The sequence below is a fragment of the Limnohabitans sp. Rim8 genome (assembly GCF_945869175.1).
In the GTDB taxonomy this organism is placed as follows: Bacteria; Pseudomonadota; Gammaproteobacteria; order Burkholderiales; family Burkholderiaceae_C; genus Limnohabitans_A.
This window is the reverse complement of record NZ_CAMBNZ010000002.1, coordinates 1-22,265: the sequence shown is the minus strand read 5'-3', so window position 1 is coordinate 22,265 and position 22,265 is coordinate 1. Positions and strand designations below refer to the sequence as shown.

Below are 22,265 nucleotides of genomic sequence, written 5' to 3'. Positions count from 1 at the left end.
ACACATTGACCCAAGAGTCAATGCCCCACAGTCTCGGGTGTGTCTTTCACTATCAACAGGAGTCCTCTATGGATCGTCGTTCCGTAATCAAAAACGCCGGTATTGCTGGCGTTTTGGCTGCTGGTGCTGCACCAGCAGTTCACGCACAGGCCGCCATTCGCTGGCGTCTCGCTTCCAGCTTCCCCAAAGCCTTGGACACCATTTTCGGCTCCGCCGATGTGTTCGCGGCCCAAGTCAATGCCATGTCGGGTGGCAAATTTGTGGTCACTACCCACGCTGCTGGCGAGTTGATGCCCGCTTTTGGTGTGGTGGACGGCGTGCAGCAAGGCACCGTCGAAATCGCCCACACAGCCCCTTACTACTTTTTTGGCAAGGACGACACCTTTGCCTTGGGTACAGCCATTCCGTTTGGCCTGAACAGCCGCCAGTTGACCTCGTGGTTCTATGACGGCAACGGCATGAAGCTGTTCCGCGAGTTCTACGACAAGTACAACATCGTGAACTTCCCTGGTGGTAACACAGGCGCCCAAATGGGTGGCTGGTTCCGCAAGGAAATCAAGACCATGGCCGACATCAAGGGCCTGAAGTTCCGCGTCGGCGGTTTCGCTGGCAAGGTCATGACCCGCATGGGCGCTGTGCCCCAGAACATCCCCGGTGGCGAGATTTACCAAGCCCTTGAAAAAGGCACGATTGACGCCGTTGAGTGGGTCGGTCCTTACGACGACGAGAAGCTCGGCTTCCAAAAAGTTGCCAAAAACTACTACTACCCAGGTTTCTGGGAAGGCGGCGCACAGCTGGACTTCTTCATCAACAAGGCGGCTTTCAACAGCCTGTCGGCAGAGAACAAGGCCATCGTGGAAGCGGCTGCTTCTTACGCTCACGTCAACATGCAAGCCAAATACGACAATCGCAACCCTGCGGCGCTCAAGCGTTTGGTGGCCGGTGGCGTCAAGCTCTTGCCTTTCCCCAAGGTGGTGATGGATGAGGCTTTCAAGCAGTCCATGGGCCTGTACGAAGAGCTGCGCGAGACCAACCCCAACTGGAAAAAAATCTACGACGACTACGCTGCTTTCCGCAAGGACCAGAACCAGTGGTTCCGTTTCACGGAAGCCACATTCGATCGCTACATGCAATCGGCCAAGCTGTAAGCGTCTGGCGCGATCGATTCAAAGAGGCCCCTCGGGGCCTTTTTTCATGAACTTGTCCCTTTCACCAAGTCGTCGTGCAAACTCGACTCCATGCAACACATCGAGTTTTCTTATCAATGGGCACCCATAGGCGCTGAACCTGTGCGCAACCGCCAAAGTCCGCTGCGCAACCCGCTGATGGACTTGTTGCAAGCGGTGCGCGATGCCGGCTCGATCGGGGGTGCCGCCAAGTCTTTGGGCTTGTCTTACCGCCATGTTTGGGGTGAGCTCAAGCGCTGGGAGCAGCGGCTGGGCCAGCCCTTAATCCTTTGGGAAAAGGGCAAGGCAGCCAGGCTCACCGGGTTTGCCGACAAGTTGCTTTGGGCAGAGCGTCAAGCGCAGGCTCGGTTACTGCCCCAAATTAGCGCACTGCATGCCGACCTTGAAAAAACATTTGCGGTGGCATTTGACCCTGCCCACTTGGCCCTGCCGGTCTTTGCTAGCCATGACGCGGCCATGGACTTGCTGCGCGAAGAGGCCGCAGCCACAGCTTTGCACTTGGACTTGAGGTTTTGTGGCAGTGTGGACGCGATTCGCGCCTTGAACGAGGGGCGATGCCATGTGGCCGGCTTTCATGCGCCTTGGCAACCCGACGCCGAGTCCTTGGTTGCACGCACTTACAAGCCCTTGCTCAAAACGGGTCAGCACAAATTGATCGGTTTTGCCAAGCGATCGCAGGGGCTGATGGTCGCCAAAGGGAACCCCCTGGGCTTGCAGGACTGGGTCGATCTGTTCCAAGCGGGTTTGCGCTTTGTGAACCGCAGCAGTGGAACCGGCACCCGTTTATTGCTGGACCAGTGTTTGGAGGAAAGAGGCCTGCTGGCCTCGGCTCTACAGGGCTATGGGCAAGAAGAAAACTCCCATTCAGCTGTGGCCGCGCGCATCGCGGCGGGTCAGGCCGATGCGGGTCTGGGCATCGCCCACGCCGCCCATGCCCATGGCCTTGATTTTGTGCCCCTGCACCAAGAGCATTATTGGCTGGTGTGCTTGGCCTCGGCACTCGACACCCCACCCGTCGTGCAGCTGCGTCGCTTGTTGGCCAGTGCGACCTGGCAAGCCAGGCTGCAGGGTCTGGGCGGGTACAGTCCGACACCCCAGACCGGTCAGGTGCAGTCTTTGCGCAGCATGCTCCCTTGGTGGCAATTCAGGTCTTCAAGGCACGGCGCGGCCGCTTGATCGGTGCCGGTTGGGCCGTTTGAACGGCATTCATGCCGAGCATCAAATATATCAACTTTAGTTTTTGGGGCTTGATCCCGGAACCCGCCAACACAGACTTACAATCGCGCAAGTTTTTTGGAGTTCAGATGTCATCTTTATTGCAACTATCAAGCGGCATTGACCGTTTGAACAAGGGGGTGGGTAAATTCACCACCTGGCTGATTTTGATTGTGACCCTTGTCAGCGCTGGCAATGCCATTGTCCGCAAAGCCTTCAATGTCAGCTCCAACGGCCTGCTGGAAATCCAGTGGTACCTGTTTGCCGCCGTGTTCTTGTTGGGTGCCGGCTACGGCTTCCTCAAAAACGCCCATGTGCGCATTGACTTTATTTCGACCATGTTGACGGCGCGTGCCCGCAATTGGATCGATGTGGGTGGCATCTTGTTGGCCCTGTTCCCGTTTTGTTTCTTGTGCATTTACCTGTCCTGGCCTTTGTTTGTGCAGGCCTTCAACTCCGGTGAAATGTCTTCTAACGCGGGCGGTCTGATCCGCTGGCCGGTGTACGCCTTGGTGCCCCTGGGTTTTGGCTTGCTGATGTTGCAAGGTGTTTCCGAGTTGATCAAGCGTCTTTCTTACTTGACCGGTACGGGCGAAGACCCCCTGTCCTCTGAAGACACCATGTCAGACGAAGAAAAAGAACTGCTGGAACTTGAAAAAATCGCGCAGCAAGCGCAGGGAGCACGTTGATGGAAGCGACTTTTTTGGCACAGAACTTTGTGCCCATCATGTTTGCCGGTTTGTTTGTGCTGCTGCTGACCGGGTTTCCGGTGGCTTTCGCGCTGGCTGCTTGTGGCTTAGGTTTTGGTTTCATTGGCATGGAGGCTGGGCTGTTCCCGCCCTCCTTGTTCCAGGCCTTGCCGCTGCGTATTTTCGGCATCATGCAAAACGATACCTTGCTGGCCATTCCGTTTTTCACCTTCATGGGCATCATCTTGCAAAAATCCGGCATGGCCGAGGACTTGCTGGAGACGGTGGGCCAGGTGTTTGGCCCAGTGCGTGGTGGCGTGGCCATCGCGGTGATTTTGGTGGGGGCCTTGCTGGCTGCCACCACCGGCGTGGTGGCAGCAGCCGTGATTTCCATGGGCTTGATTTCTCTGCCCATCATGCTGCGCTACGGCTACAGCCGTGTCATTGCGACCGGAACCATCACGGCTTCGGGCACTTTGGCGCAAGCTATCCCCCCTTCGTTGGTGTTGATCGTCTTGGCCGACCAACTGGGCCGTTCGGTGGGTGACATGTACGCAGGTGCTTTGGTGCCCGGTCTGTTGCTGGTGGGGCTGTACATCTTGTTCATCGTGGTGGTGGCGATTTTCAAGCCCGCCATGGTCCCCGCCTTGCCGCCCGAAGCCCGGATCTACCGCGAGGCCAATGGCAAATCGGGTCATGTGTCCTTGATGTTCCTTTTGGTTGTGTGCACGGTGGTTGGTTTTGCATGGGCTTCGTCCCACGATGCCATCATGACCGCTTGGCTCGACCGCACCCAAGAGTCGCCCGGCGATGAAATGGTCATCATGTCCTTGACCGTCGCATCCCTCGTGGCTTTGGCCTTGGCCATCGTGAATCGGATCACCAGCATGGGTTTGCTGTCGCGCTTGGCCGAGCAAGTGACCTTTGTGCTGATGCCACCCCTGATCCTGATTTTTTTGGTGTTGGGCACCATCTTCTTGGGTGTCGCGACCCCCACAGAAGGCGGCGCGATGGGCGCTTTGGGTGCTTTGATCTTGGCGGTGAGCAGAAAGCGCCTGGATAAAAAGCTGATGAACCAAGCACTGGAAAACACGGCCAAGCTGGCGTCTTTCGTGCTGTTCATTCTGATCGGCTCCACCGTCTTCAGCTTCACCTTCAATGCGGCCGATGGCCACATCTGGGTGGAGCACCTGTTCTTGGACATGCCCGGCGGCGCGATCGGTTTCTTGATCGTGGTGAACATCCTGATTTTCATCTTGGGTTGTTTCATCGATTTCTTTGAAATCGCCTTCATCGTGATCCCGATCCTGGCCCCCGTGGCCGAAAAAATCTTGCCCGGTTTGGTACCCGGCATGACCGCCGACCAAGCCATGATCTGGTTTGGGGTGATCGTGGCGATGAACTTGCAGACCTCGTTCTTGACGCCGCCGTTTGGCTTTGCCCTGTTCTATTTGCGCAGCGTGGCGCCTAAAAACGATTACAAGGACCGCATCACGGGGGAAAATATTCCCTCGGTGAAGACCTCTGAAATCTACAAAGGCTCGATCGCGTTCATTGTTTTGCAGTTGATCATGGTGGCGGCCATCATCGTCTTCCCCAACCTGGTGACAGGCGGTCTCAAGGAGGGTGTCAAGATCGATGCCGATGCGGCGTTTGAGCAAATGGCCGACCAAGCAGGTCAAGAAACTGACAAAGACGATGTGGTGAACATGGACGACATGAAACCTGCGACAGATGAGTCGGCTGAACAGGACCCCGCCAAGGCCTTGGAAGCCGAGATGAAGGCTGGCAAGAAGTAAATTTTTGTCGCCCCCATGAAGAGCCCGGTACGCCGGGCTTTTTTCATGGCGCAGGCCTATGCAAATTTTTTCATAGTGGACACCCCTCATGCTGGGCCAGGGGCTTGTCACTTAGCATGCAGTGCGCCTTATGAACACCTTCACCGACAGCGTCTTGACCGCGCTGAATCTTGTCACTTCTTGGGATCCCACCCTGTGGCGGGTCGTCGCCCGGTCTTTGGCAGTCAGTGCCACGGCCTGCCTGCTGGCTTATGGTGTGGGCGTGGCAATGGGGTCCTGGCTCGCGGTGTCGCGTTTTCGGGGCCGAGGGGCTGTGTTGCTGGGGCTCAACACTTTGCTGGCATTGCCCTCGGTGGTGGTGGGCCTGGTGGTGTATTTGCTGCTTTCGCGCACCGGACCCTTGGGTTTTTTGGGTTGGATGTTCAGTTTTCAGGCCATGGTGTTGGCCCAGTTCATTTTGGTGGTGCCGGTGGTCACGGCGTTGACCCGCCAAGTGGTAGAAGACGTGGAGCGCCAGCATGGCTAGCAGTGGGCGTCGCTCGGCGCGGGCCCTTGGTTGCGCAGTTTGTTGTTGGCCTGGGACGAACGATTGGCACTCTTGACCATTGGCGTCACGGCATTTGGCCGCGCCATCTCGGAGGTCGGCGCGGTGATGATCGTGGGTGGCAACATCGACGGTTTCACCCGCGTTATGACCACGGCCATTGCGCTGGAAACCAGCAAGGGCGATTTGCCGCTGGCGCTGGGGCTGGGCATGGTCTTGCTGGTGGTGGTCTTGCTGCTCAATGCGCTGGTGGCCGGGCTTCGCCTGTGGGCTGAGCGGCTGCATGCACGGCCTGTGACGGGTGTGGGCTTGAATGCGGTGCGCGCATGACGGCCGTCCAGATCGGCTTGGATGCCGTGCATGTGCAACTGGGTGCTCAATCGGCTCTGACGGACGTGAGTTTTCGCATCGTGTCGGGCGAACGGGTGGCATTGGTGGGAGCCAATGGCTCGGGCAAAAGCACGGCGCTTCGCACCTTGCATGGTTTGGTGCCCGTTGAGCAAGGGCTAGTGCTGCAAGCGCCGGGCGTTCGCCAGGCCATGCTTTTTCAAAGGCCGCATCTGTTGCGCATGTCCGCTTTGAACAACGTCGCCCTGGGCTTGTGGCTGGACCGTGAACGGGGCCTGAAGTGGTCCGCTGCCAAAGTGCTGGGTCTGCAAGCCTTGCAGCGCGTGGGTTTGCAGTCTGTGGCCCAGCAAAACGGCCGCCAGTTGTCGGGCGGGCAGCAGCAGCGCTTGGCCTTGGCCCGGGCTTGGGCACGTCAGCCCGATGTGCTGCTGCTGGACGAGCCCACCGCCAGTCTCGACCCCCATGCCAAACGCGAAGTCGAAGCCCTGATGACCGAATGGGCCTGCAGCCAAGAGCGACCCATGACCTTGGTCTGGGCCAGCCACAACCTGGGGCAGGTCAAGCGCCTGGCTACCCGCGTGATTTATTTGGAGTTCGGCCGCGTTTTGGCCGATCTGCCTGTTTCTGATTTTTTCAACCCCGTTCTGCTGGTTGAGCTCAGCCCTGCAGCCCATGCTTTTGTTCAAGGAGAACTTTCATGACTTTCAAAACTTCCATGACCCGTCGCGCCCTGGTGTGCGCCGTTTTGGCCAGCACCTCGGTCTGGGCGCAAGCCCAATCGATCGTGATGTCGTCCACCACATCGACGGAACAATCGGGCTTGTTCGCCCACTTGCTGCCTGCCTTCAAAAAAGCCAGCGGGCTGGACGTGAAAGTGGTGGCACTGGGCACAGGCCAGGCGCTGGACATGGCGCGCCGCGGTGACGCCGATGTGGTGTTCGTGCACGACCAGGTGGCCGAAGAAAAGTTTGTCGCCGATGGATTTGGCCTCAAGCGTCTGCCGGTCATGTACAACGACTTTGTGCTGATTGGCCCCAAGGCCGATCCGTCAGCCACCAAGGGCAAAGACATCGTGGCGGCCTTGGCCAAACTGTCTGCCGGTAACGCGTCCTTTGTTTCGCGCGGTGACAAGAGCGGCACGCATGCAGCCGAGTTGCGTTTTTGGAAAACGGCCAACCTCTCAGAGAAAAAGGGCAGTGGCTACAAAGAATGCGGCTGTGGCATGGGCCCAGCCCTGAACATCGCGGCCTCTTCTGGCGCTTATGTGCTGGCCGACCGTGCCACTTGGCTCAATTTCAAGAACCGCGCCGATTTGGCCATCTTGGTGGAGGGCGACAACCGCTTGTTCAACCAGTACGGAGTGATGGTGGTCAACCCCGCCAAGCATGCGCATGTCAAACAGGCCGATGCGCAGAAGTTTGTGGACTGGATCACCTCGGCCGCAGGGCAGGGCGTGATTGCCGATTACAAAATTGGCGGCGAGCAACTGTTTTTTCCGAACGCGGGCAAGTGATGCGTCCCAAGGCTGGCTTGATTTTCGACCAAAACCTAGGGCTTTCACCCATGGAAGCCCTCACCTACGCATGTTGAAATATTCAATGAAACCCCTTTAACAGGAGACACGAATGCAGGTTCAACTCAAGGTCAACGGCAAACCCGTTGTGGTGGATGCAGCGCCGAACACGCTGCTGGTTCAAGCGTTGCGCGAGCAACTCAAACTCACGGGAACACACGTCGGGTGCGATACGGCCCAATGTGGCGCCTGCACCGTGCTCATGAATGGCAAAGCAGTCAAGTCCTGCAACATGCTGTTGGCACAGGCTGTTGGCAGCGATGTGGAGACCATCGAGGGCTTGGCGGCCACCGACGGCACCATGCACCCCATGCAAGCGGCCTTTAAAGAGTGCCACGGACTGCAGTGCGGTTTCTGCACCCCTGGCATGGTCATGAGCGCGCTCGACCTTTGCAAGCGTCAGCCCGATGCAGGCGAACAAGAGGTGCGTGAAGCACTCGAGGGCAATATTTGCCGCTGCACCGGTTATCAAAACATTGTCAAGTCCGTTCTGCAGGGTGCAGCGGCTATGAAGTCTTAAGGAGATCGAACATGGGTGCTTCTGATTTCGCCAACCTGCCCCACATTGGGGAATCCCTCCGCCGCAAGGAAGACTACCGTTTTCTGACGGGCGCAGGCCAATACACCGACGACATCGTGCTGGCCAACATGGCCCAGTGCTATTTTGTCCGTTCACCCCATGCGCACGCCAAGATCCGCAGCATCGACAAAACCGCAGCCTTGGCCGCGCCGGGCGTGATCGGTATTTTGGATGGCCAAGATGTGGCCGCAGACAAGATCAACGGTTTGCCTTGCGGCTGGTTGATCACCAGCACCAACGGCGAGCCCATGAAAGAGCCGCCTCATCCGATTTTGGCTTTCGAAAAAGTGCGCTATGTGGGCGACCATGTGGCCATGGTCGTGGCCGAAACCTACGAGCAAGCCCGCGATGCTGCTGAACTGGTGATGGTGGATTACGAGCCTTTGGCGGCCGTGGTGGATGTGCGCGATGCGCAAGCCCCGGGTGCGCCTGTGATTCACGACATAGCCCCCAACAACCAGTGCTACAAGTGGGCCATTGGTGACAAGGCGGTCGTCGATGCCACATTTGCCAATGCAGCGCATGTGACCAAGCTTGACCTGGTCAACAACCGCCTGGCACCCAACCCGATGGAGCCGCGTGCGGCCATCGGACACTACAACCGGGCGGGAGATGACTACACCCTCTATGTGTCCAACCAGAACCCACACGTCGAGCGACTGCTGATGACGGCGTTTGTGATGGGCCTGCCAGAACACAAAGTGCGTGTGATTGCGCCCGATGTGGGTGGCGGCTTTGGGGCCAAGATTTACCTCTACGCGGAAGATGTGTGCCTGACCTGGGCTTCTAAAAAGCTCAACCGACCCATCAAGTGGAATTGCGACCGCTCAGAGGCTTTCCTGTCTGACGCCCATGGCCGCGACCACGTCAGCCATGCGGAGCTGGCCATGGACAAAGATGGCAAGTTTTTGGGCTTCCGTGTCCACACCGATGCCAATCTGGGGGCCTACCTCTCGACCTTCTCGACCGCAGTGCCGACCATTCTTTACGCCACGCTGTTGGCGGGTCAGTACAAGACGCCGCAGGTCTATGTGGAGGTGGATTCCTGGTTCACCAACACAGCGCCCGTCGATGCCTACCGAGGTGCAGGCCGCCCAGAGGCTACTTATTTGCTGGAGCGCATCGTGTCTCGAGCCGCTTGGGAAATGGGCCTGTCTCAAGACGAAATTCGCCGTCGCAATTTCATCACCGAGTTCCCTTACCAGACGCCGGTGGCCTTGCAGTACGACACGGGTGACTTCCATGCGTGCCTGAAACAAGCCAATGAATTGGCCGACGTGGCGGGCTTGGAACAACGCAAAGCCCAATCCAAAGCCAAAGGCATGTTGCGTGGCCTGGGTTACTCCAGCTACATCGAGGCTTGCGGTCTGGCCCCTTCGAATGTGGCGGGTGCTTTGGGTGCGCGAGCAGGTCTGTTCGAGTGCGGCGAAGTACGCGTCCACCCCACGGGCAGCGTGACCGTTTTCACCGGTTCACACAGCCATGGCCAGGGCCACGAAACCACGTTTGCACAGGTGGTGGCCGCACGCTTGGGCCTCTCGCCGGAGCAGGTGGACATCGTGCACGGCGACACCGGTCGGGTCCCCTTCGGCATGGGCACTTATGGCTCGCGGTCCATCTCGGTGGGCGGTGCTGCCATCATGCGCGCACTGGACAAAATTGAAGCCAAAGCCAAGAAGATCGCAGCCCACCTGATGGAAGCCAGTGATGCCGACATCGACTTCGCCGGTGGTGAGTTCAAGGTCAAGGGCACCGACAAAATGGTCACGTTTGGCCAAGTTGCGCTGACCGCCTATGTGCCGCACAACTATCCGCTCGACAAATTGGAGCCGGGTTTGAACGAGACCGCCTTCTACGACCCGACCAACTTCACTTTCCCTGCGGGTACCTACATTTGCGAGGTGGAGATTGACCCTGAAACAGGTGTCGTTCGTTTGGACCGTTTCACCGCTGTGGATGACTTTGGCACCATCATCAACCCGATGATCGTTGAAGGCCAAGTGCACGGTGGTTTGGTTCAAGGTATCGGACAGGCGCTGATGGAACACTGCGTGTACGACCGCGAGACGGGACAACTCGTGACGGGTTCGTTCATGGACTACACCATGCCACGTGCCGACGATTTCCCCAACTTCACCATCGGCCATGTGTGCACCCCTTGCACCACCAACCCCTTGGGCACCAAAGGTTGCGGCGAAGCCGGCGCCATTGGCTCGCCACCTGCGGTGATGAACGCCGTGCTCGACGCCTTGGCACCTCTGGGTGTGAAAGACCTGGACATGCCCGCCAGCCCGAACCGGGTGTGGACCGCCATTCAACAAGCCAAAGCCTGAGGAATCACAACATGTACGCATTCGCATACGAACGCCCCGCCGCATTGGCGGACGCCGTGGCCAAAATCTCTGCCGGAGGCCAAGCGTTGGCCGGTGGCCAGACCCTGATCGCTTCTCTCAAGCAGCGCTTGGCTCAGCCCGGCAGTTTGGTGGACTTGGGCAGTCTCAGTGAACTGAGCGGGATCAAAAAAGAAGGCAACACACTCGTCATTGGCGCGATGACGCGCCATGAATTTGTGGCCGACAGCGCCGAAGTGAAATCCTCGGTTCCCGGATTGGCCTCATTGGCAGGTCAAATTGGTGACCGTCAGGTTCGTGCCATGGGCACCCTGGGCGGATCGGTGGCCAACAACGATCCTGCAGCTTGCTACCCCAGCGCGGTCTTGGCACTCGGTGCCACCGTGCAAACCAACAAACGCAAAATCGCAGCCGATGATTTTTTCCAGGGCATGTACACCACAGCCTTGGAAGAAGGTGAGTTGATCACGGCCATCCATTTCCCCTTGGCGCAAAAGTCGGCTTATGCCAAGTTCCGCCAACCTGCTTCGCGCTTTGCACTGGTGGGTGTGTTTGTGGCGCAAACAGACCAAGGCGTACGCGTGGCCATCACCGGCGCTGGCAATGGTGTTTTTCGCCATGCAGGGCTGGAAGCGGCCTTGTCCAAGAGTTTCACTGCCGAGGCTGTGGAAGGCGTGACGATCGATGCCAATGAGCTCAATGGTGACTTGCATGCCTCAGCGGCTTTCCGTGCCCAGTTGATCAAGGTGCAAACTCAGCGGGCGGTGCAACAGGCCAATGGGTGAACCCATTCACGAATTGCGCAGCATCGATGAACTGACCCACGCCTTGGAGAGGGTGGGTTACCATGCGCCGCGGCGACTGGTGACATCGGTTTTCCTGGCGATGAAGCTGGGTAGGCCGCTGTTGCTGGAGGGCGAACCCGGCGTCGGCAAGACAGAATTGGCCAAAGCCTTGGCCAAGGTGCTCCATCGGCCCATGCTGCGCTTGCAGTGTTACGACGGCATGGAGCAGCGCGAGGCCTTGTACGAGTGGAACCACACGGCGCAGCTGCTGCACATGCGTGCTGCGCAAGCCACTCAGACTGCGGCCGAGATCGAGCAGGAAGTCTACCAATCGCGCTATTTGATTCGTCGGCCTTTGCTGCAAGCCTTGGAAGCACCGGCTCCGGGTGCCGTGCTCTTGATCGACGAAGTTGATCGGGCGGATGAACCTTTTGAAGCCTTCTTGCTGGAGTACCTGGGCGAATACCAGGTGAGCATTCCCGAGTTGGGCACGATCAAGGCCCAAGTGGCACCCATCACCATCCTCACCAGCAACCGAACGCGAGACCTGAACGATGCGGTCAAACGCCGCTGCCTTTACCAGTGGATGGATTACCCCGAGCGTGAACGCGAGCTTGCGATTGTGCAAAGTCAGGCGCCCAACGCCGGACCCTTGTTGAGCGAGGCGGTTACGGAATTTGTCTCGCGCCTGCGTTCTTTGCCATTTGCAAATGCCTTCCAACGTTCACCAGGCATTGCAGAGAGCGTAGAGTGGGCCAAGGCGCTGGTGGCGCTCGACACCCTCGCGCTGGATCCGGAAGTGATCCAAGACACGGCCGGAATCTTGTTCAAGCAACGAGAAGATGTGGCTGCGCTGATGCCGATGATCGACGAACTTCTGCGACCTGCGCCTCAGCAGGTTTGAGCGCATGAAACTGGGTGATGCGCGCAGCGGAAAGCTGCCCGAAAACATCATTGGTTTTGGCCGTGCCTTGCGCAGGGCGGGTGTTCCCATCGACAGCCAGCGCATGGCCCTGGCCATTGAAGCGGCTCGCCTTGTGGGTCTTGAGCGAAAAGACGACCTGCATGCGGCTTTGGGTTCTGTGTTGATCAACCGCCAACAAGACATCGAGGTTTTTGACCAGTTGTTTTCCGCCTTGTTCAGAAACCCTGAACTGGCGCAACAACTGCTGGCTCAAATGTTGCCCAAAGTGCGCCAAGGCCAGCCACCTTCTCGCAAAGCCAGGGTACAAGAGGCCTTGGCTGCCCCCAAGAAAACCGAAGGCGGCCCACGCCAAGAAAGTGAAATTCAACTCGATGCGGCCATGACCGCCAGTGACCGCCAGCGGCTGCAGCATGCAGACTTTGCGACACTGAACGCCAGTGAGTTTCGACTGATTGAACGCTTGGTTCGCGACATTCCATTGTCTTTGGCCCCGGTGCCAGGCCGGCGCACCCGTGCGGGTCTGCGCGGTCAGCGCCCGCATTGGCCCGCAGCCATGCGGCTCGCGGGCCGCTCAGAAGGCGAGTTGCTCTGGTTGCCCCAACGTGCGCGGCAACCACAGGCCTTGCCCCTGCTGGTATTGGTGGACATTTCCGGGTCCATGGAGCGCTACGCCCGATTGCTCTTGGCCTTTTTGCACCAAGCAACAAAGGCTCACCCACGCGCTGTCTTTGCTTTTGGCACCGACCTCACAGATCTGCGCCCAGCTTTCAAGCACCAAGACACCGACCGCATGCTCCAGGAGGCCAACGAGCGGATTGCTGACTTCGCTGGTGGGACCCGCTTGGGCGCTTCTTTAACCACTTTGCGCGAGAACCATGAGCGTTGCTTGGTTGGGCGCAGAACGGTGGTGCTGCTCATCAGCGACGGTCTGGACACCGGAGTGCCGATCAACTTGCAATCCGAAGTGCAGTGGCTCAAAAGGCATTGCAGGCAGCTGTTTTGGCTCAATCCGCTCTTGCGTTTTGAGGGTTACGCACCGTTGGCCAGTGGTGCGCAGGTTTTGCACCAGCACGCCGATGGCATGCTCGCGGTCCATAATCTCAGCAAGCTGGAAGACCTTGCACAAGCCATCAGCAAGCTCATGAAACGTTCAAGCCATGCACCTATTTCATATTGACAGGAGACACCCACCATGGACATGACTGGCCAACGCACACTTCAAGTCACCCAGCAACAGGCTTGGGTGGCTCTGAATGACCCCGAAATCCTGAAGGCCTGCATCCCTGGCTGTCAAAAATTTGAGCTTTCAGGTGATCAGAAATTTACGGTGGCCGCCGGCATCAAGATGGGGCCCGTCTCGGCCTTGTTCAATGGCAGTGTTCAGTTGACAGACATCGTCGCCCCTCAAAGCTACAAACTCCATTTCGATGCCCAAGGCGGCGTGGCTGGATTTGGCAAAGGCGAGGCTGCGGTAGAAATCAAGCCATTGGAAAAGGGTTGTGAGTTGCATTACACCGTTCACTCTTCTGTGGGCGGAAAAATTGCGCAATTGGGACAACGCTTGGTCGATGGTGTGGCCAAGAACATGGCCGAAGACTTCTTCAAGCGGTTTGAAGCAGAGCTTGAAAAGCGTTACCCCCCATTGGAAGAGCCCGTGCGCATCGAATCCACCGCATCGTCTCAGCAGGCCTCTGCGGGTTTGCCGTCGTGGGCCTGGGCTTTGGGCTTGGTGGTTGTGGTGGCAGCGGTCGCGATGGCGGTTCGTTGAGCGCGCTCTCCTCTGGGCACATCGATGGGGCCAGCCATTTGCAACGGGTAAAGGTCAACGGTCGAATTTGCTGTCCTTAAGAAAGCAAGTCTTGGCGGCTTGGCTTGTGGCGCTTCAGAGTTGCCCGGCCAATCTCAAGGAAGCGCGCAATGCCTCGTTGATACGCGTCTGCCAGCCGTCGCCACTGGCACGCAAGGCGGCCAGGACATCTGCATCCAAACGAAGCTTGACGGGCTCTTTGGTCATCGCGGCCTTGGGGCGTCCTCGGGATGTGAGTTGCTTGCCTTCGTAAAGTTCAGCCGATTTGAAAAATTCGGCCGTCAAAGGCGGCGTGTCATCAGGATCAATCCAGGGCGCGGACGTAGAGCGCTTTTTCTCGGTCATTGGCTTTCCTCATGCTGATGATGCGGCGCAGTTTGCCACGTCAAACTCAAGATCCATGTGATTTATTGTACACCCATTAAATGGGTTTGGTGAATTGGCAAGAAGGCCGCCTGTCCTCAGAGCACAAATGTCGACGCCGGGAGCCCGCAGACGCCGGGCTTTACCGCAAACACGCCACCCGCATCCGGATGGGCCTGAGTATCGACGCCGTGCCTCATCGAGGTGATGAACAGAGTTGCCAAGCCCGGTCCGCCAAACGTTACGCTAGTGGGTCGCGGAATGGGCAGTGGGATCACTTGCCGGCAACGGCCATCGGAGTCATATCGGCTGACCCTAGCGCCATCGTACTCTGCCACCCACAAGCCGCCTTCCGCATCTATGGTGCAGCCATCAGGACGGCCGCTGCGTCCCGCATAGTCGATGAACACCCGACGCTCTCCCAGTGTGCCGGTCTCGGGTTCGAATGCATACGCGAAGATGCGGCCTGGCCGCGAATCACAGGCATAGAGCACGCACTCGTCAGGGCTCCAGGCGATGCCATTGGACAGGGTGAAGGCGCCCCGGTCAGCGCAGTAGGGCAGCAAGTCCGAGCCGATTCGATAGAGGGATCCGACTGTCGCCTTCAGTTCCCGGTCCATGGTGCCTACCCAGAACCGGCCGCGTGAGTCGCATTTGCCGTCGTTGAAGCGTTCCAGGCCGAAGTCCGGTCCCCGTGCCGCAATCGGCGTTTCGCTGCCGGTCGCGAGGTCTAGGAAGGCGAGCCCATTGCGATAGACGATCAGAAGCGTTCCATCCGAACAAAATGCAAAGGAGCCGGGGGTGCCGCGTAGCGTCCAACGCTGCACGACTTCTTGGCCGGGCACGTGGCGCAGAAGTTCACGCGACATGCAGTCCAGCCAGTAGAGCGCCTGTTCAACGGGATGCCACAACGGACCCTCACCGAGCGCATTGCGCACATTTAGGATGCACCGGGCTTCAAGCACTTGCATACTGCGCCACCCTCAATCGAGTTTGAAGACCTTTCTCGCTGTGTCATAAAGCAGGGCCTTGCGCGCTTCCGGTTTCAGGCCGAGCTGTTCGATCTGCGCGAGGCTTTGCTCATGATTCACGACCGGAAAGTCCGTTCCGTACATCACCTTGCCCCTCCCGCGGCTATTAAGGAAATGGACAAGACTCTTGTCCCAGTATTTGGGCAGATGCGCGGTAGTGGCGATGTACACGTTGGCGTGCTTCCAGGCCATCGCGATTAACTCCTCGACCCAGGGCCATCCGGTGTGGGCTCCGATGATCCTCAATTCGGGAAAGTACAGCGCGACCTCGTCGAGATGAATCGGCCGTCCGACCTCGCTGGGCATTAGCTCGGCAGAATGACCCATTTGGATCATCACCGGGATGTCCAGTTCGACGCACTTGGCGTAGAAAGGAAAGAAGGCCTTGTCGGCAGGGTTCAGGTTGTAGCCGTAGTGATGCAACTGGGCCGCAATAAAGCCATGGTCTCGTACCGCAGATTCGAGCGCCCGAACACCGTCCATGCGAGCGTAGGGGTTGATGCCGAACATGCCCTTAAATCGCTTGGGATCGGCGCGCGTGACTTCCGCGACCTCTTCGACCTTCATGTCCCAGAACATGCGCTGCGTCTTGTGGGACCAGGATTGCCAAACCGGGATGATGACGGTCGAAACGTTGGACGCATCGAGGATCCTGGAGAACTCTTGGGTCGTCCAGCCGCGGGTGCGCTCACCCATGGACCAAAGCTTTACGACATGGGCCATTTCTGGGTTGTCGGCGTAGTTCTTCTCCATGGACGCCGGTGTGAAGAGGTTGCACCAAGTGTCGATGACGGGGTAGTCGTTCATGAGGTCGATTCCTTGTCTGTGGAAGATTGGGCCGGCCGGCCCAGCTGCTGATGGAAATCGCGCAATCGAGCGCGGTTAGTGTCGGTCTGGTAGCACTCGCGTAGCAAGGAGATTTCGAGCTCCACGCTGTCGATATTGAGGGCGGCTGCCCGGGCGCACACCAGCACCGCACGCAGCGCATTGGGTTCGAACGTCGCGAGGTGCCGCGCCAGCTCACCTGCCTGCACTAGAAGTCCACTGGGCTCGCAGATGTGAGTGACCAGGCCTCTGGCCAGAGCCGTCTGGGCGGTCCACAGCTCGGTGGACAAAATCAGCTCCAGCGCTGTCGAGGCGCCAAGCAGGCGCGTGAGCCGGCGAACGCCGCCCGCGGACGGGAAAAGGCCCGCATTCAACTCTGGAACGCCGAACCGGCCGCGGGCGCTAGCGATGCGTTGGTGGCAGGCCAGCGCGAGCTCGAGGCCGCCCCCCACCGCATGGCCGTTCATGGCTGCGATCACCGGCTTTTCGGCAGCCTCGATCATGTCGACCAGGTCGTGCCATTTCCGGATGTGCAGGCCAATGTCCGCGAGCCCTTGCACCAGCTCAGACAGGTCACCGCCCGTGCAAAAGAACTTGTTGCCTTCGCCGGTGATGACCAGAACACGCACCGCTGCATCGCCTAGGGCTTGGCTAACGCCTGCCGATAGGGCCTGAACGTCTGCTCCGCGCAGGGCATTGCCCGTCTCGGGCCGGTGGATGGTGATCCAGGCTACTGCGTCGCGTGTGTCGGTGGTGACAGTCATTGCGCAGGCCGGAACTGCGGTAAGGCGGTGCCGTCCGCAAAGGTTTCAAATACGACGACGAGCGGCTGGTCGCATCGAAGCGTCTCGGGATGGGCCTGCACGATGGTGGTTGTGATCATCTGTCCTTCCTCCAGTTCGACCAGGGCCACCACATAAGGGGGTGGGAAATCCTTGAAGTATTGCCTGCAAATCACCGTCCAGGACCACAAGCGGGCGCGGCCGGATACCGGCTGCGTCGCCAACCTGTGCGAAAGGCAGGTAGGGCAGTTTGCCGTCGGCGGGAACCAGCGGTAGCCGCAAGCTTCGCAGCGCAGGATCGAGAGCACGCCTCGGCGGGCGTCATCCCAATGCTGTTTGGCGGCGGAAGTCACCGCCGGCAGAGTGGAAGGTGGGGCGCGGCGTGTCAAGCGAGTGAGAATAATTGGGCGCCAAGCACTGGCGCGACGCACATATACTGGGCAGTGCGGCAGCCGCTTACTTGGCGCTCGCCGCATTCGCCGCGCACCTGGCGCACGGCTTCGACTTGCAGGGCGAAACCCTGCATGTAGCCTTCGGCGAGGTGCCCGCCGCAGGTATTGAGAGGAAGCTCGCCGCCGATTTCGATCCGCCCGCCCTGCACCCAGTGCGCTGCCCTGCCTTGATCGGCAAATCCGAAACCCTCGAGTGCGAACAGCACCATCGGTGTGAAGTTGTCATAGACCTGGGCGCAGTCTATCGCCGCTGGTTCCAGTCCACTCTGGGCATGCAACTGAGCCGCCACCTGGCTCGAGGATCGGTAAAAGAAATCCCGCGAGGCGTAATGTGGCGTCAACTCGGTGGCCGTTGCACTGGCGAGTACGCGAACAGGCGCCCGCGAGCGCGCTTGTGCAAAAGCGAGTTCGGTCACGATGATGCAAACGCCACCGTCATCGATGAGGCAGTAATCGGCGCGCCGCAACGGTTCGGCAATCAGGGGCGAAGCTAGGTAGGCATCACGGTCGATCGGCGTGCGCAGCACGGCCTGCGGGTTCAGTGCGCCGTTGTGCCTCGCGTTGATGGCAATGGCCGCCAGCGCATCAGGTGGTACGTTGTGTTCATGCACATAGCGCCGGTACATGAGCGCCGCCTGCGCGCCCACGGAGGTCAGGCCGTGGACGGCGTCGTAGGCGGCCGGCGATGCTGCGTCGAAGCCGCCACCGTAGCGATCCCCCGCTGACTGCCCATTGTTGCCGTAGACGATGGCCACAGTGCGCGCCCGACCGCAGCGGATTGCATCAACCGCGTGCTGCAGCGCGACCGCGGCCATGCGTCCCGTACCCTCTAGGCTGAATGCCATGCGCAGGTCAACCAGCCCGGCCTGTACGGCGAACTGCTGGTAGGACGGCAGGCGAACGCAGATCAGGCCGTCGATGTCTTGCTTTTCCAGCCGTGAATCTGTGATGGCCTGCCCGAGCGCGGTGATCCCTAGGTCATAGGCAGAACGCGACTCACCGCGGCGCGCGTGCAGTGCGCCGAAGTCGGTGGTACCGACACCGGCGACAGCTACAGTCAAGACTGCGGATGCCATCGCGCTTACTCAGGCAGGTCTTGCCAGTTCAGGCGTAGACCTGCTCTAGGCCACTCGACGGCAACCAACTGTCCGGTGGTCGACAGCGTGACGAAGGCCTTCTTTAGATCCGGGCCCCCAAAGCACAGGTTTGTTGTGTACAGATCGGGCATCGGCACGTGCTCGATGATGCCGCCCATCGGGGCGACCACCGTAATGCCGCCATGGATTATGGTCGCCACGCAGATGTTGCCGCTTTCCTCGACCGCCAGCGAATCGAACAACTGATAGTTGGCAGAACCGGTGAGCAGCCTGCCGCCGTTTGGAGAGGGCCAAGGCTTGGGGTCGATTCGGCCGGGACCGGCAAGCGCGAACTCCCAGACACGCGCCGTGATGGTCTCGGCCACGTAAAGCTTGCTGCCATCGGGCGAAAGGCCTATGCCGTTAGCGCCGATCATTGGAAAGATCACTTCCTGCAGGGACGAGCCATCCGGCAAGCCGTAGTACACACTGGCCCGGTCTAGGCTTCGCTCGCGCGTCTTGCCCATGTCGGAGAACCAGAATCCGCCGGCCGCATCGAACACCAGGTCGTTGGGGCCCTTTAGCACGGGTCCGTTCTCGCGACCGTACAGGTTGGTGACCCTGCCCGTAGACAGGTCGACGCGCTGGATGCTGCCGCCAGTGTAGTGGTCGGATTGACCGATGGGCCGCAGCATGCCGGGCTCGTCGTGCCATTTGAAGCCGCCGCTATTGCAGATATAGCAGGCGCCATCCGGACCGATTGCAGCGCCGTTAGGGGCGCCGCCCAAGTAGGCGATGACGGATTTTTCGCCGCGTCGGTCGATGCGGGTCAGCGTGGCGGGCTCTACCTCGACCAAGAGAACTGAGCCGTCCGCCATGGCGATCGGTCCCTCGGGAAAACGCAGTCCGGTAGCGAGTATTTCAAGCTTGTACATATCGTGAATCCTTGGGGGTCGCCTGCGTTCAGGCAGGCTCGAGCTCGAGTGGCGCCGCGTTGTGAGTCAACATGAGCATCAAGTCGGAAAGCTCTTCGCGCCGCAATTCCGTCTGCTCGCGCATCCAGTGGGCAGCCTGGGCGGCGTCGCCGCGGAAGATGGCACCGACGATGTTGCGGTTCTCCTCCAGGGACGTCAGCAGCGGCCGGTGCATCGCCTCCGACAGCTGCCGCCGGTATGCGCACATGCAGCTCTGGATGCTGCGCGCCGTTTCAATCAGGTAGGTGTTTTGCGTGCCCTGGAAGATCGCCGCATGGACCTCGTTGGACAGGGCAAAATAGTTCTTCAAATCGTTAGCATCGGCCAGAACCTTCATGCGGTCCGACAACGCCACCAAGGCATGACGCTCGGGCACGCTCATGCGCCTCGCAGCTAGTGAGGCTGCGTAGACCTTGAGTTCCGCAAGTACCTCCAGCATGCCCAGCAGTCGCTGCGAGGTGGGTTCAGTGACGAACGTACCCTTGTTCCTGCGCATCTCGACGATGCCGACCAGGGACAGCCGCAGCAGCGCCTCGCGCACCGGAGTGCGTGACACGTCGAAACGCTCCGACAGCACGCGCTCGTCGAGGCGGATGCCGGGAAGAAGACGCCCCGCGACGACATCGTCCTCAATGGCTTGCATGATCTGATCGACGTCGGGCCTGGTTTTGGTGTTCATGGGTCTTAGAGATGGTTGGTTGTTTTTGTTACAGCGCGCCGACCATACCGCCGTCTATCTGCAAGTTGGTTCCGTTGATGAAGCCGGCGAGGTCGGAAGCGAGAAAGGCCACGAGTGCGGCAAGCTCTTCCGGCCGTCCGAGGCGGCCCACGGGAATAGATTTGAGTCGTTCGTTTAAATTGTAGCTGCTTGCCAAACTGCTGGTCTGGATGGATGCAGGACACACCGTGTTGACAGTCACACCATGCTGCGCGACCTCGTTGGCGAGGTGTTTCATCAGACCACTGACCCCGGCGCGAAACACCGTGGACAGCACATGCTTGGGCATAGGCTGCTTGACGGATGCAGAGCCGATGTTCACCACTCGCCCCCAGCGCCTGGCTACCAAGAGCGGAACAACGGCCCGAGTCACCTGCACTGCGCCCCAGAGCTGGGTCTGGTAGGCCTGATCCCAGCGGGCGTCGTCATTTTCGTCCATCGCATCGCGCGATGGCAAGGGAGGGCGCCCGGTATTAAGAACCAGGATGTCGACACCGCCGAACTCTGCTTGGGTGAGCTCCACCAGCCGCTTTAAGTCCGCAGCCACGCACATATCGCCGACCACGGCGAGCGAGCGCACACCATGCTCCTTCTCGATGTCAGACGCAAGTGCTTCAAGGGCCGCTTGCGACCGCGAGAAAACCACAACCCGCACGCCCTCTGCGGCCAGGCCATGCGCGATCGCGCTGCCCAGACCACCACTGGCAGCGGTCACGATCGCTACTTTACCGGTGATTCCTAATTTCATATTGAATGCGTTCCTTTGTGGGTGGCTTTAGTCGCCGGCCTTGATTTGACGGATCAACGCGGTGATGCGTGCGACATTCTTTTCGGTCGCCAACCTGATTGCCGCAGAGTCGGCACCGGTCCAGTCGTAGAACCCGCGGCCAGTTTTCAGCCCGAACTCGCCTCGCGCAAAGTGCTGCTCTAAAACTTGGCTGGGCTGCGGGTCGTTGCAAAGCATCGGACGCAGGCTGCGTTGCGCGTAGGTATGGGTGTCCAGGCCGTTGATGTCCTTTTGCTGCAACAGCCCGGTGATACACATGCGGGGGGCAATGAATTGACGGGCCATGTCGTCAATCTGTTCGGGTGTCGCGACGCCCTGGTCGATCAGGTAGTAGGCCTCGCGCAGCAAGGCGTGTTGTAGGCGATTGAATAGGGCCCCGATCACCGGCCGGTTCAGAACAACCGCCTTTTTTCCGCAACGCTCCAAGCACTGGAGCACCGACTCGACCACCTCGTCACTCGTGCCTGCGATGCGGATGACTTCCACGAACAGTTCGCGCTGGTGGGCCGGGTACATGTAATGCATTCCGACGAAGCGTGCAGGGTGGACAAGGGGCCGCGCAAGCTCCTCGAACGACAGGCTCGAAGTGTTGGTTGCTAGGATGGGCGCGCCGCTCCATGCGGACTCGACCTCAGCGTAAAAACGGTGCTTCAGCTCAATGAGTTCGGGCAGGCACTCCACCACTAGGTCCGGGGCCTCCACGGGCAGTTGCGAGATCAGCTCCACCCCCTCGACCTGGCCTTGCAGGCGAGCGGGATTGCGGCTGAGGATGAGCGTGCGGTAGCCTTCACTGCGCATGGAGCGCGCTACTCCGATGCCGATAGAGCCAGCACCTGCCACCAGAACCGTGCGGATGGAGGGTTGTGCCATGTCAGATGATCCCATCCGCTTCCAGATTGTTCAGGTCTTCGTCGCTGAGGTCGGCAAAGAGCCTCAGGACTTCGTGGGTGTGCTCGCCCAGATAGGGCGCGCGAGCTAAGGCTGGTGCGTCAATTCCCGCCGTCAGGATCGGCACGGCAGGTGCACTCAGGCCTGGCACGAAGCCCAGTCGGGGATGCTCGACAGGGTGCAGCATGTGGCGTGCGGCCAGCGACTCATCGGCGATCAGTTCTTCCAGCGTCTCGATGACCTTGGCGCAGGGAACGCCATGGCGCCGGGTCAGCTCGATCAACTCGTCGACTTCCTTGCCCGATACCCATTGAGCCACCTCACTGTCGATCCAGTCCTGCCTCTCCAGGCGTGCGGCCAGTGAGAATAGCTGGGGATCGCGCAGTTCGGCGTTTTCCATGACCGCGGCCAATCGCTTCCAGATACGCGGTGGGGCCGCGTTCAAGGCCACGTAGCCGTCCTTGCAGCGGTAGACATTGCAGGGTGCCAGGCGCGGGATTCGGCTGCCACACCGCATGGGAAAGCCCCACTCAACCTGTGCCTCGATGGGCTCGACCATCAACATG

At 59.6% G+C, this 22,265-nt stretch carries 23 protein-coding genes and 1 pseudogene; 13 read left to right on the top strand and 11 right to left on the bottom strand.

Annotated elements, in window-relative coordinates; genetic code table 11:
• Nucleotides 1-68 precede the first annotated feature (68 nt).
• The 13 genes and pseudogenes from dctP (at nt 69) to Q0O19_RS00455 (ending at nt 13,764) form a co-directional block, all read left to right on the top strand.
• Nucleotides 69-1,148, top strand: a complete 1,080-nt coding sequence (gene dctP, locus Q0O19_RS00515; protein ID WP_295518863.1) for a TRAP transporter substrate-binding protein — start codon at nt 69-71, stop codon at nt 1,146-1,148.
• Nucleotides 1,149-1,238: 90 nt separating this feature from the next.
• Nucleotides 1,239-2,363 (top strand): substrate-binding domain-containing protein, encoded by a 1,125-nt coding sequence (locus Q0O19_RS00510; protein ID WP_295518861.1) that lies wholly within the window; start codon nt 1,239-1,241, stop codon nt 2,361-2,363.
• Nucleotides 2,364-2,491: 128 nt separating this feature from the next.
• The gene (locus Q0O19_RS00505; RefSeq protein ID WP_295518858.1) at nt 2,492-3,091 is read left to right on the top strand and encodes a TRAP transporter small permease subunit; all 600 of its coding nucleotides are present in this window, start codon (nt 2,492-2,494) and stop codon (nt 3,089-3,091) included.
• Nucleotides 3,091-4,890 carry a TRAP transporter large permease subunit gene (locus Q0O19_RS00500; RefSeq protein ID WP_295518855.1) on the top strand — a complete coding sequence of 600 codons (1,800 nt, stop codon included), beginning with the start codon at nt 3,091-3,093 and terminating at the stop codon, nt 4,888-4,890. Before Q0O19_RS00505 ends, Q0O19_RS00500 begins: the two co-directional genes overlap by 1 nt.
• Nucleotides 4,891-5,020: 130 nt before the next feature.
• Nucleotides 5,021-5,764, top strand: a pseudogene (locus tag Q0O19_RS00495) (ABC transporter permease).
• Entirely contained in the window at nt 5,761-6,483 is a 723-nt protein-coding gene (locus tag Q0O19_RS00490; RefSeq protein ID WP_295518852.1) for an ATP-binding cassette domain-containing protein, read from the top strand. Before Q0O19_RS00495 ends, Q0O19_RS00490 begins: the two are co-directional and overlap by 4 nt.
• Nucleotides 6,484-6,497: 14 nt before the next feature.
• Nucleotides 6,498-7,295, top strand: a complete 798-nt coding sequence (locus tag Q0O19_RS00485) for an extracellular solute-binding protein (protein ID WP_295518992.1) — start codon at nt 6,498-6,500, stop codon at nt 7,293-7,295.
• A 112-nt stretch (nt 7,296-7,407) separates the two neighbouring features.
• Nucleotides 7,408-7,875 carry a (2Fe-2S)-binding protein gene (locus Q0O19_RS00480; RefSeq protein WP_295518850.1) on the top strand — a complete coding sequence of 156 codons (468 nt, stop codon included), beginning with the start codon at nt 7,408-7,410 and terminating at the stop codon, nt 7,873-7,875.
• Between the two features lie 11 nt (nt 7,876-7,886).
• The gene (locus Q0O19_RS00475) at nt 7,887-10,268 is read left to right on the top strand and encodes a xanthine dehydrogenase family protein molybdopterin-binding subunit (protein ID WP_295518845.1); all 2,382 of its coding nucleotides are present in this window, start codon (nt 7,887-7,889) and stop codon (nt 10,266-10,268) included.
• An 11-nt stretch (nt 10,269-10,279) separates the two neighbouring features.
• Entirely contained in the window at nt 10,280-11,071 is a 792-nt protein-coding gene (locus Q0O19_RS00470; protein ID WP_295518842.1) for a xanthine dehydrogenase family protein subunit M, read from the top strand.
• Nucleotides 11,064-11,975 (top strand): MoxR family ATPase, encoded by a 912-nt coding sequence (locus Q0O19_RS00465; RefSeq protein ID WP_295518840.1) that lies wholly within the window; start codon nt 11,064-11,066, stop codon nt 11,973-11,975. Before Q0O19_RS00470 ends, Q0O19_RS00465 begins: the two co-directional genes overlap by 8 nt.
• 4 nt (nt 11,976-11,979) lie before the next feature.
• Nucleotides 11,980-13,173, top strand: coding sequence for a VWA domain-containing protein (locus Q0O19_RS00460; RefSeq protein WP_295518838.1), 1,194 nt, complete (start codon nt 11,980-11,982; stop codon nt 13,171-13,173).
• Nucleotides 13,174-13,188: 15 nt separating this feature from the next.
• Nucleotides 13,189-13,764 (top strand): CoxG family protein, encoded by a 576-nt coding sequence (locus Q0O19_RS00455; RefSeq protein ID WP_295518835.1) that lies wholly within the window; start codon nt 13,189-13,191, stop codon nt 13,762-13,764.
• A gap of 114 nt (nt 13,765-13,878) precedes the next feature.
• Here the strand turns inward: Q0O19_RS00455 and Q0O19_RS00450 are convergent, their stop codons facing one another.
• The 11 genes from Q0O19_RS00450 to Q0O19_RS00400 all read right to left on the bottom strand — a co-directional run.
• A complete protein-coding gene (locus tag Q0O19_RS00450) occupies nt 13,879-14,148 on the bottom strand; it encodes a BrnA antitoxin family protein (RefSeq protein WP_295518832.1) in 270 nt (89 codons plus the stop codon).
• A gap of 116 nt (nt 14,149-14,264) precedes the next feature.
• Entirely contained in the window at nt 14,265-15,137 is an 873-nt protein-coding gene (locus Q0O19_RS00445; protein ID WP_295518830.1) for an SMP-30/gluconolactonase/LRE family protein, read from the bottom strand.
• Nucleotides 15,138-15,149: 12 nt separating this feature from the next.
• Entirely contained in the window at nt 15,150-16,004 is an 855-nt protein-coding gene (locus tag Q0O19_RS00440; RefSeq protein ID WP_295518827.1) for an amidohydrolase family protein, read from the bottom strand.
• On the bottom strand, nt 16,001-16,786 hold the full coding sequence (locus Q0O19_RS00435) for an enoyl-CoA hydratase/isomerase family protein (protein WP_295518823.1): 786 nt from the start codon (nt 16,784-16,786) through the stop codon (nt 16,001-16,003). The genes Q0O19_RS00440 and Q0O19_RS00435 overlap by 4 nt, the downstream gene beginning before the upstream one ends.
• Nucleotides 16,783-17,193, bottom strand: coding sequence for an OB-fold domain-containing protein (locus tag Q0O19_RS00430; RefSeq protein ID WP_295518819.1), 411 nt, complete (start codon nt 17,191-17,193; stop codon nt 16,783-16,785). Before Q0O19_RS00430 ends, Q0O19_RS00435 begins: the two co-directional genes overlap by 4 nt.
• Nucleotides 17,190-18,332 carry a thiolase family protein gene (locus Q0O19_RS00425; RefSeq protein WP_295518816.1) on the bottom strand — a complete coding sequence of 381 codons (1,143 nt, stop codon included), beginning with the start codon at nt 18,330-18,332 and terminating at the stop codon, nt 17,190-17,192. Before Q0O19_RS00425 ends, Q0O19_RS00430 begins: the two co-directional genes overlap by 4 nt.
• Nucleotides 18,333-18,337: 5 nt before the next feature.
• Nucleotides 18,338-19,267 carry an SMP-30/gluconolactonase/LRE family protein gene (locus tag Q0O19_RS00420; RefSeq protein WP_295518813.1) on the bottom strand — a complete coding sequence of 310 codons (930 nt, stop codon included), beginning with the start codon at nt 19,265-19,267 and terminating at the stop codon, nt 18,338-18,340.
• A 28-nt stretch (nt 19,268-19,295) separates the two neighbouring features.
• Nucleotides 19,296-19,985 (bottom strand): GntR family transcriptional regulator, encoded by a 690-nt coding sequence (locus Q0O19_RS00415; RefSeq protein ID WP_295518810.1) that lies wholly within the window; start codon nt 19,983-19,985, stop codon nt 19,296-19,298.
• A 28-nt stretch (nt 19,986-20,013) separates the two neighbouring features.
• Nucleotides 20,014-20,772, bottom strand: coding sequence for an SDR family oxidoreductase (locus tag Q0O19_RS00410; RefSeq protein ID WP_295518807.1), 759 nt, complete (start codon nt 20,770-20,772; stop codon nt 20,014-20,016).
• Nucleotides 20,773-20,799: 27 nt separating this feature from the next.
• Nucleotides 20,800-21,681, bottom strand: coding sequence for a 3-hydroxyacyl-CoA dehydrogenase NAD-binding domain-containing protein (locus Q0O19_RS00405; protein WP_295518804.1), 882 nt, complete (start codon nt 21,679-21,681; stop codon nt 20,800-20,802).
• Between the two features lies 1 nt (nt 21,682).
• The coding region (locus Q0O19_RS00400; protein WP_295518801.1) for a CoA transferase at nt 21,683-22,265 on the bottom strand (583 nt) is incomplete at its 5' end.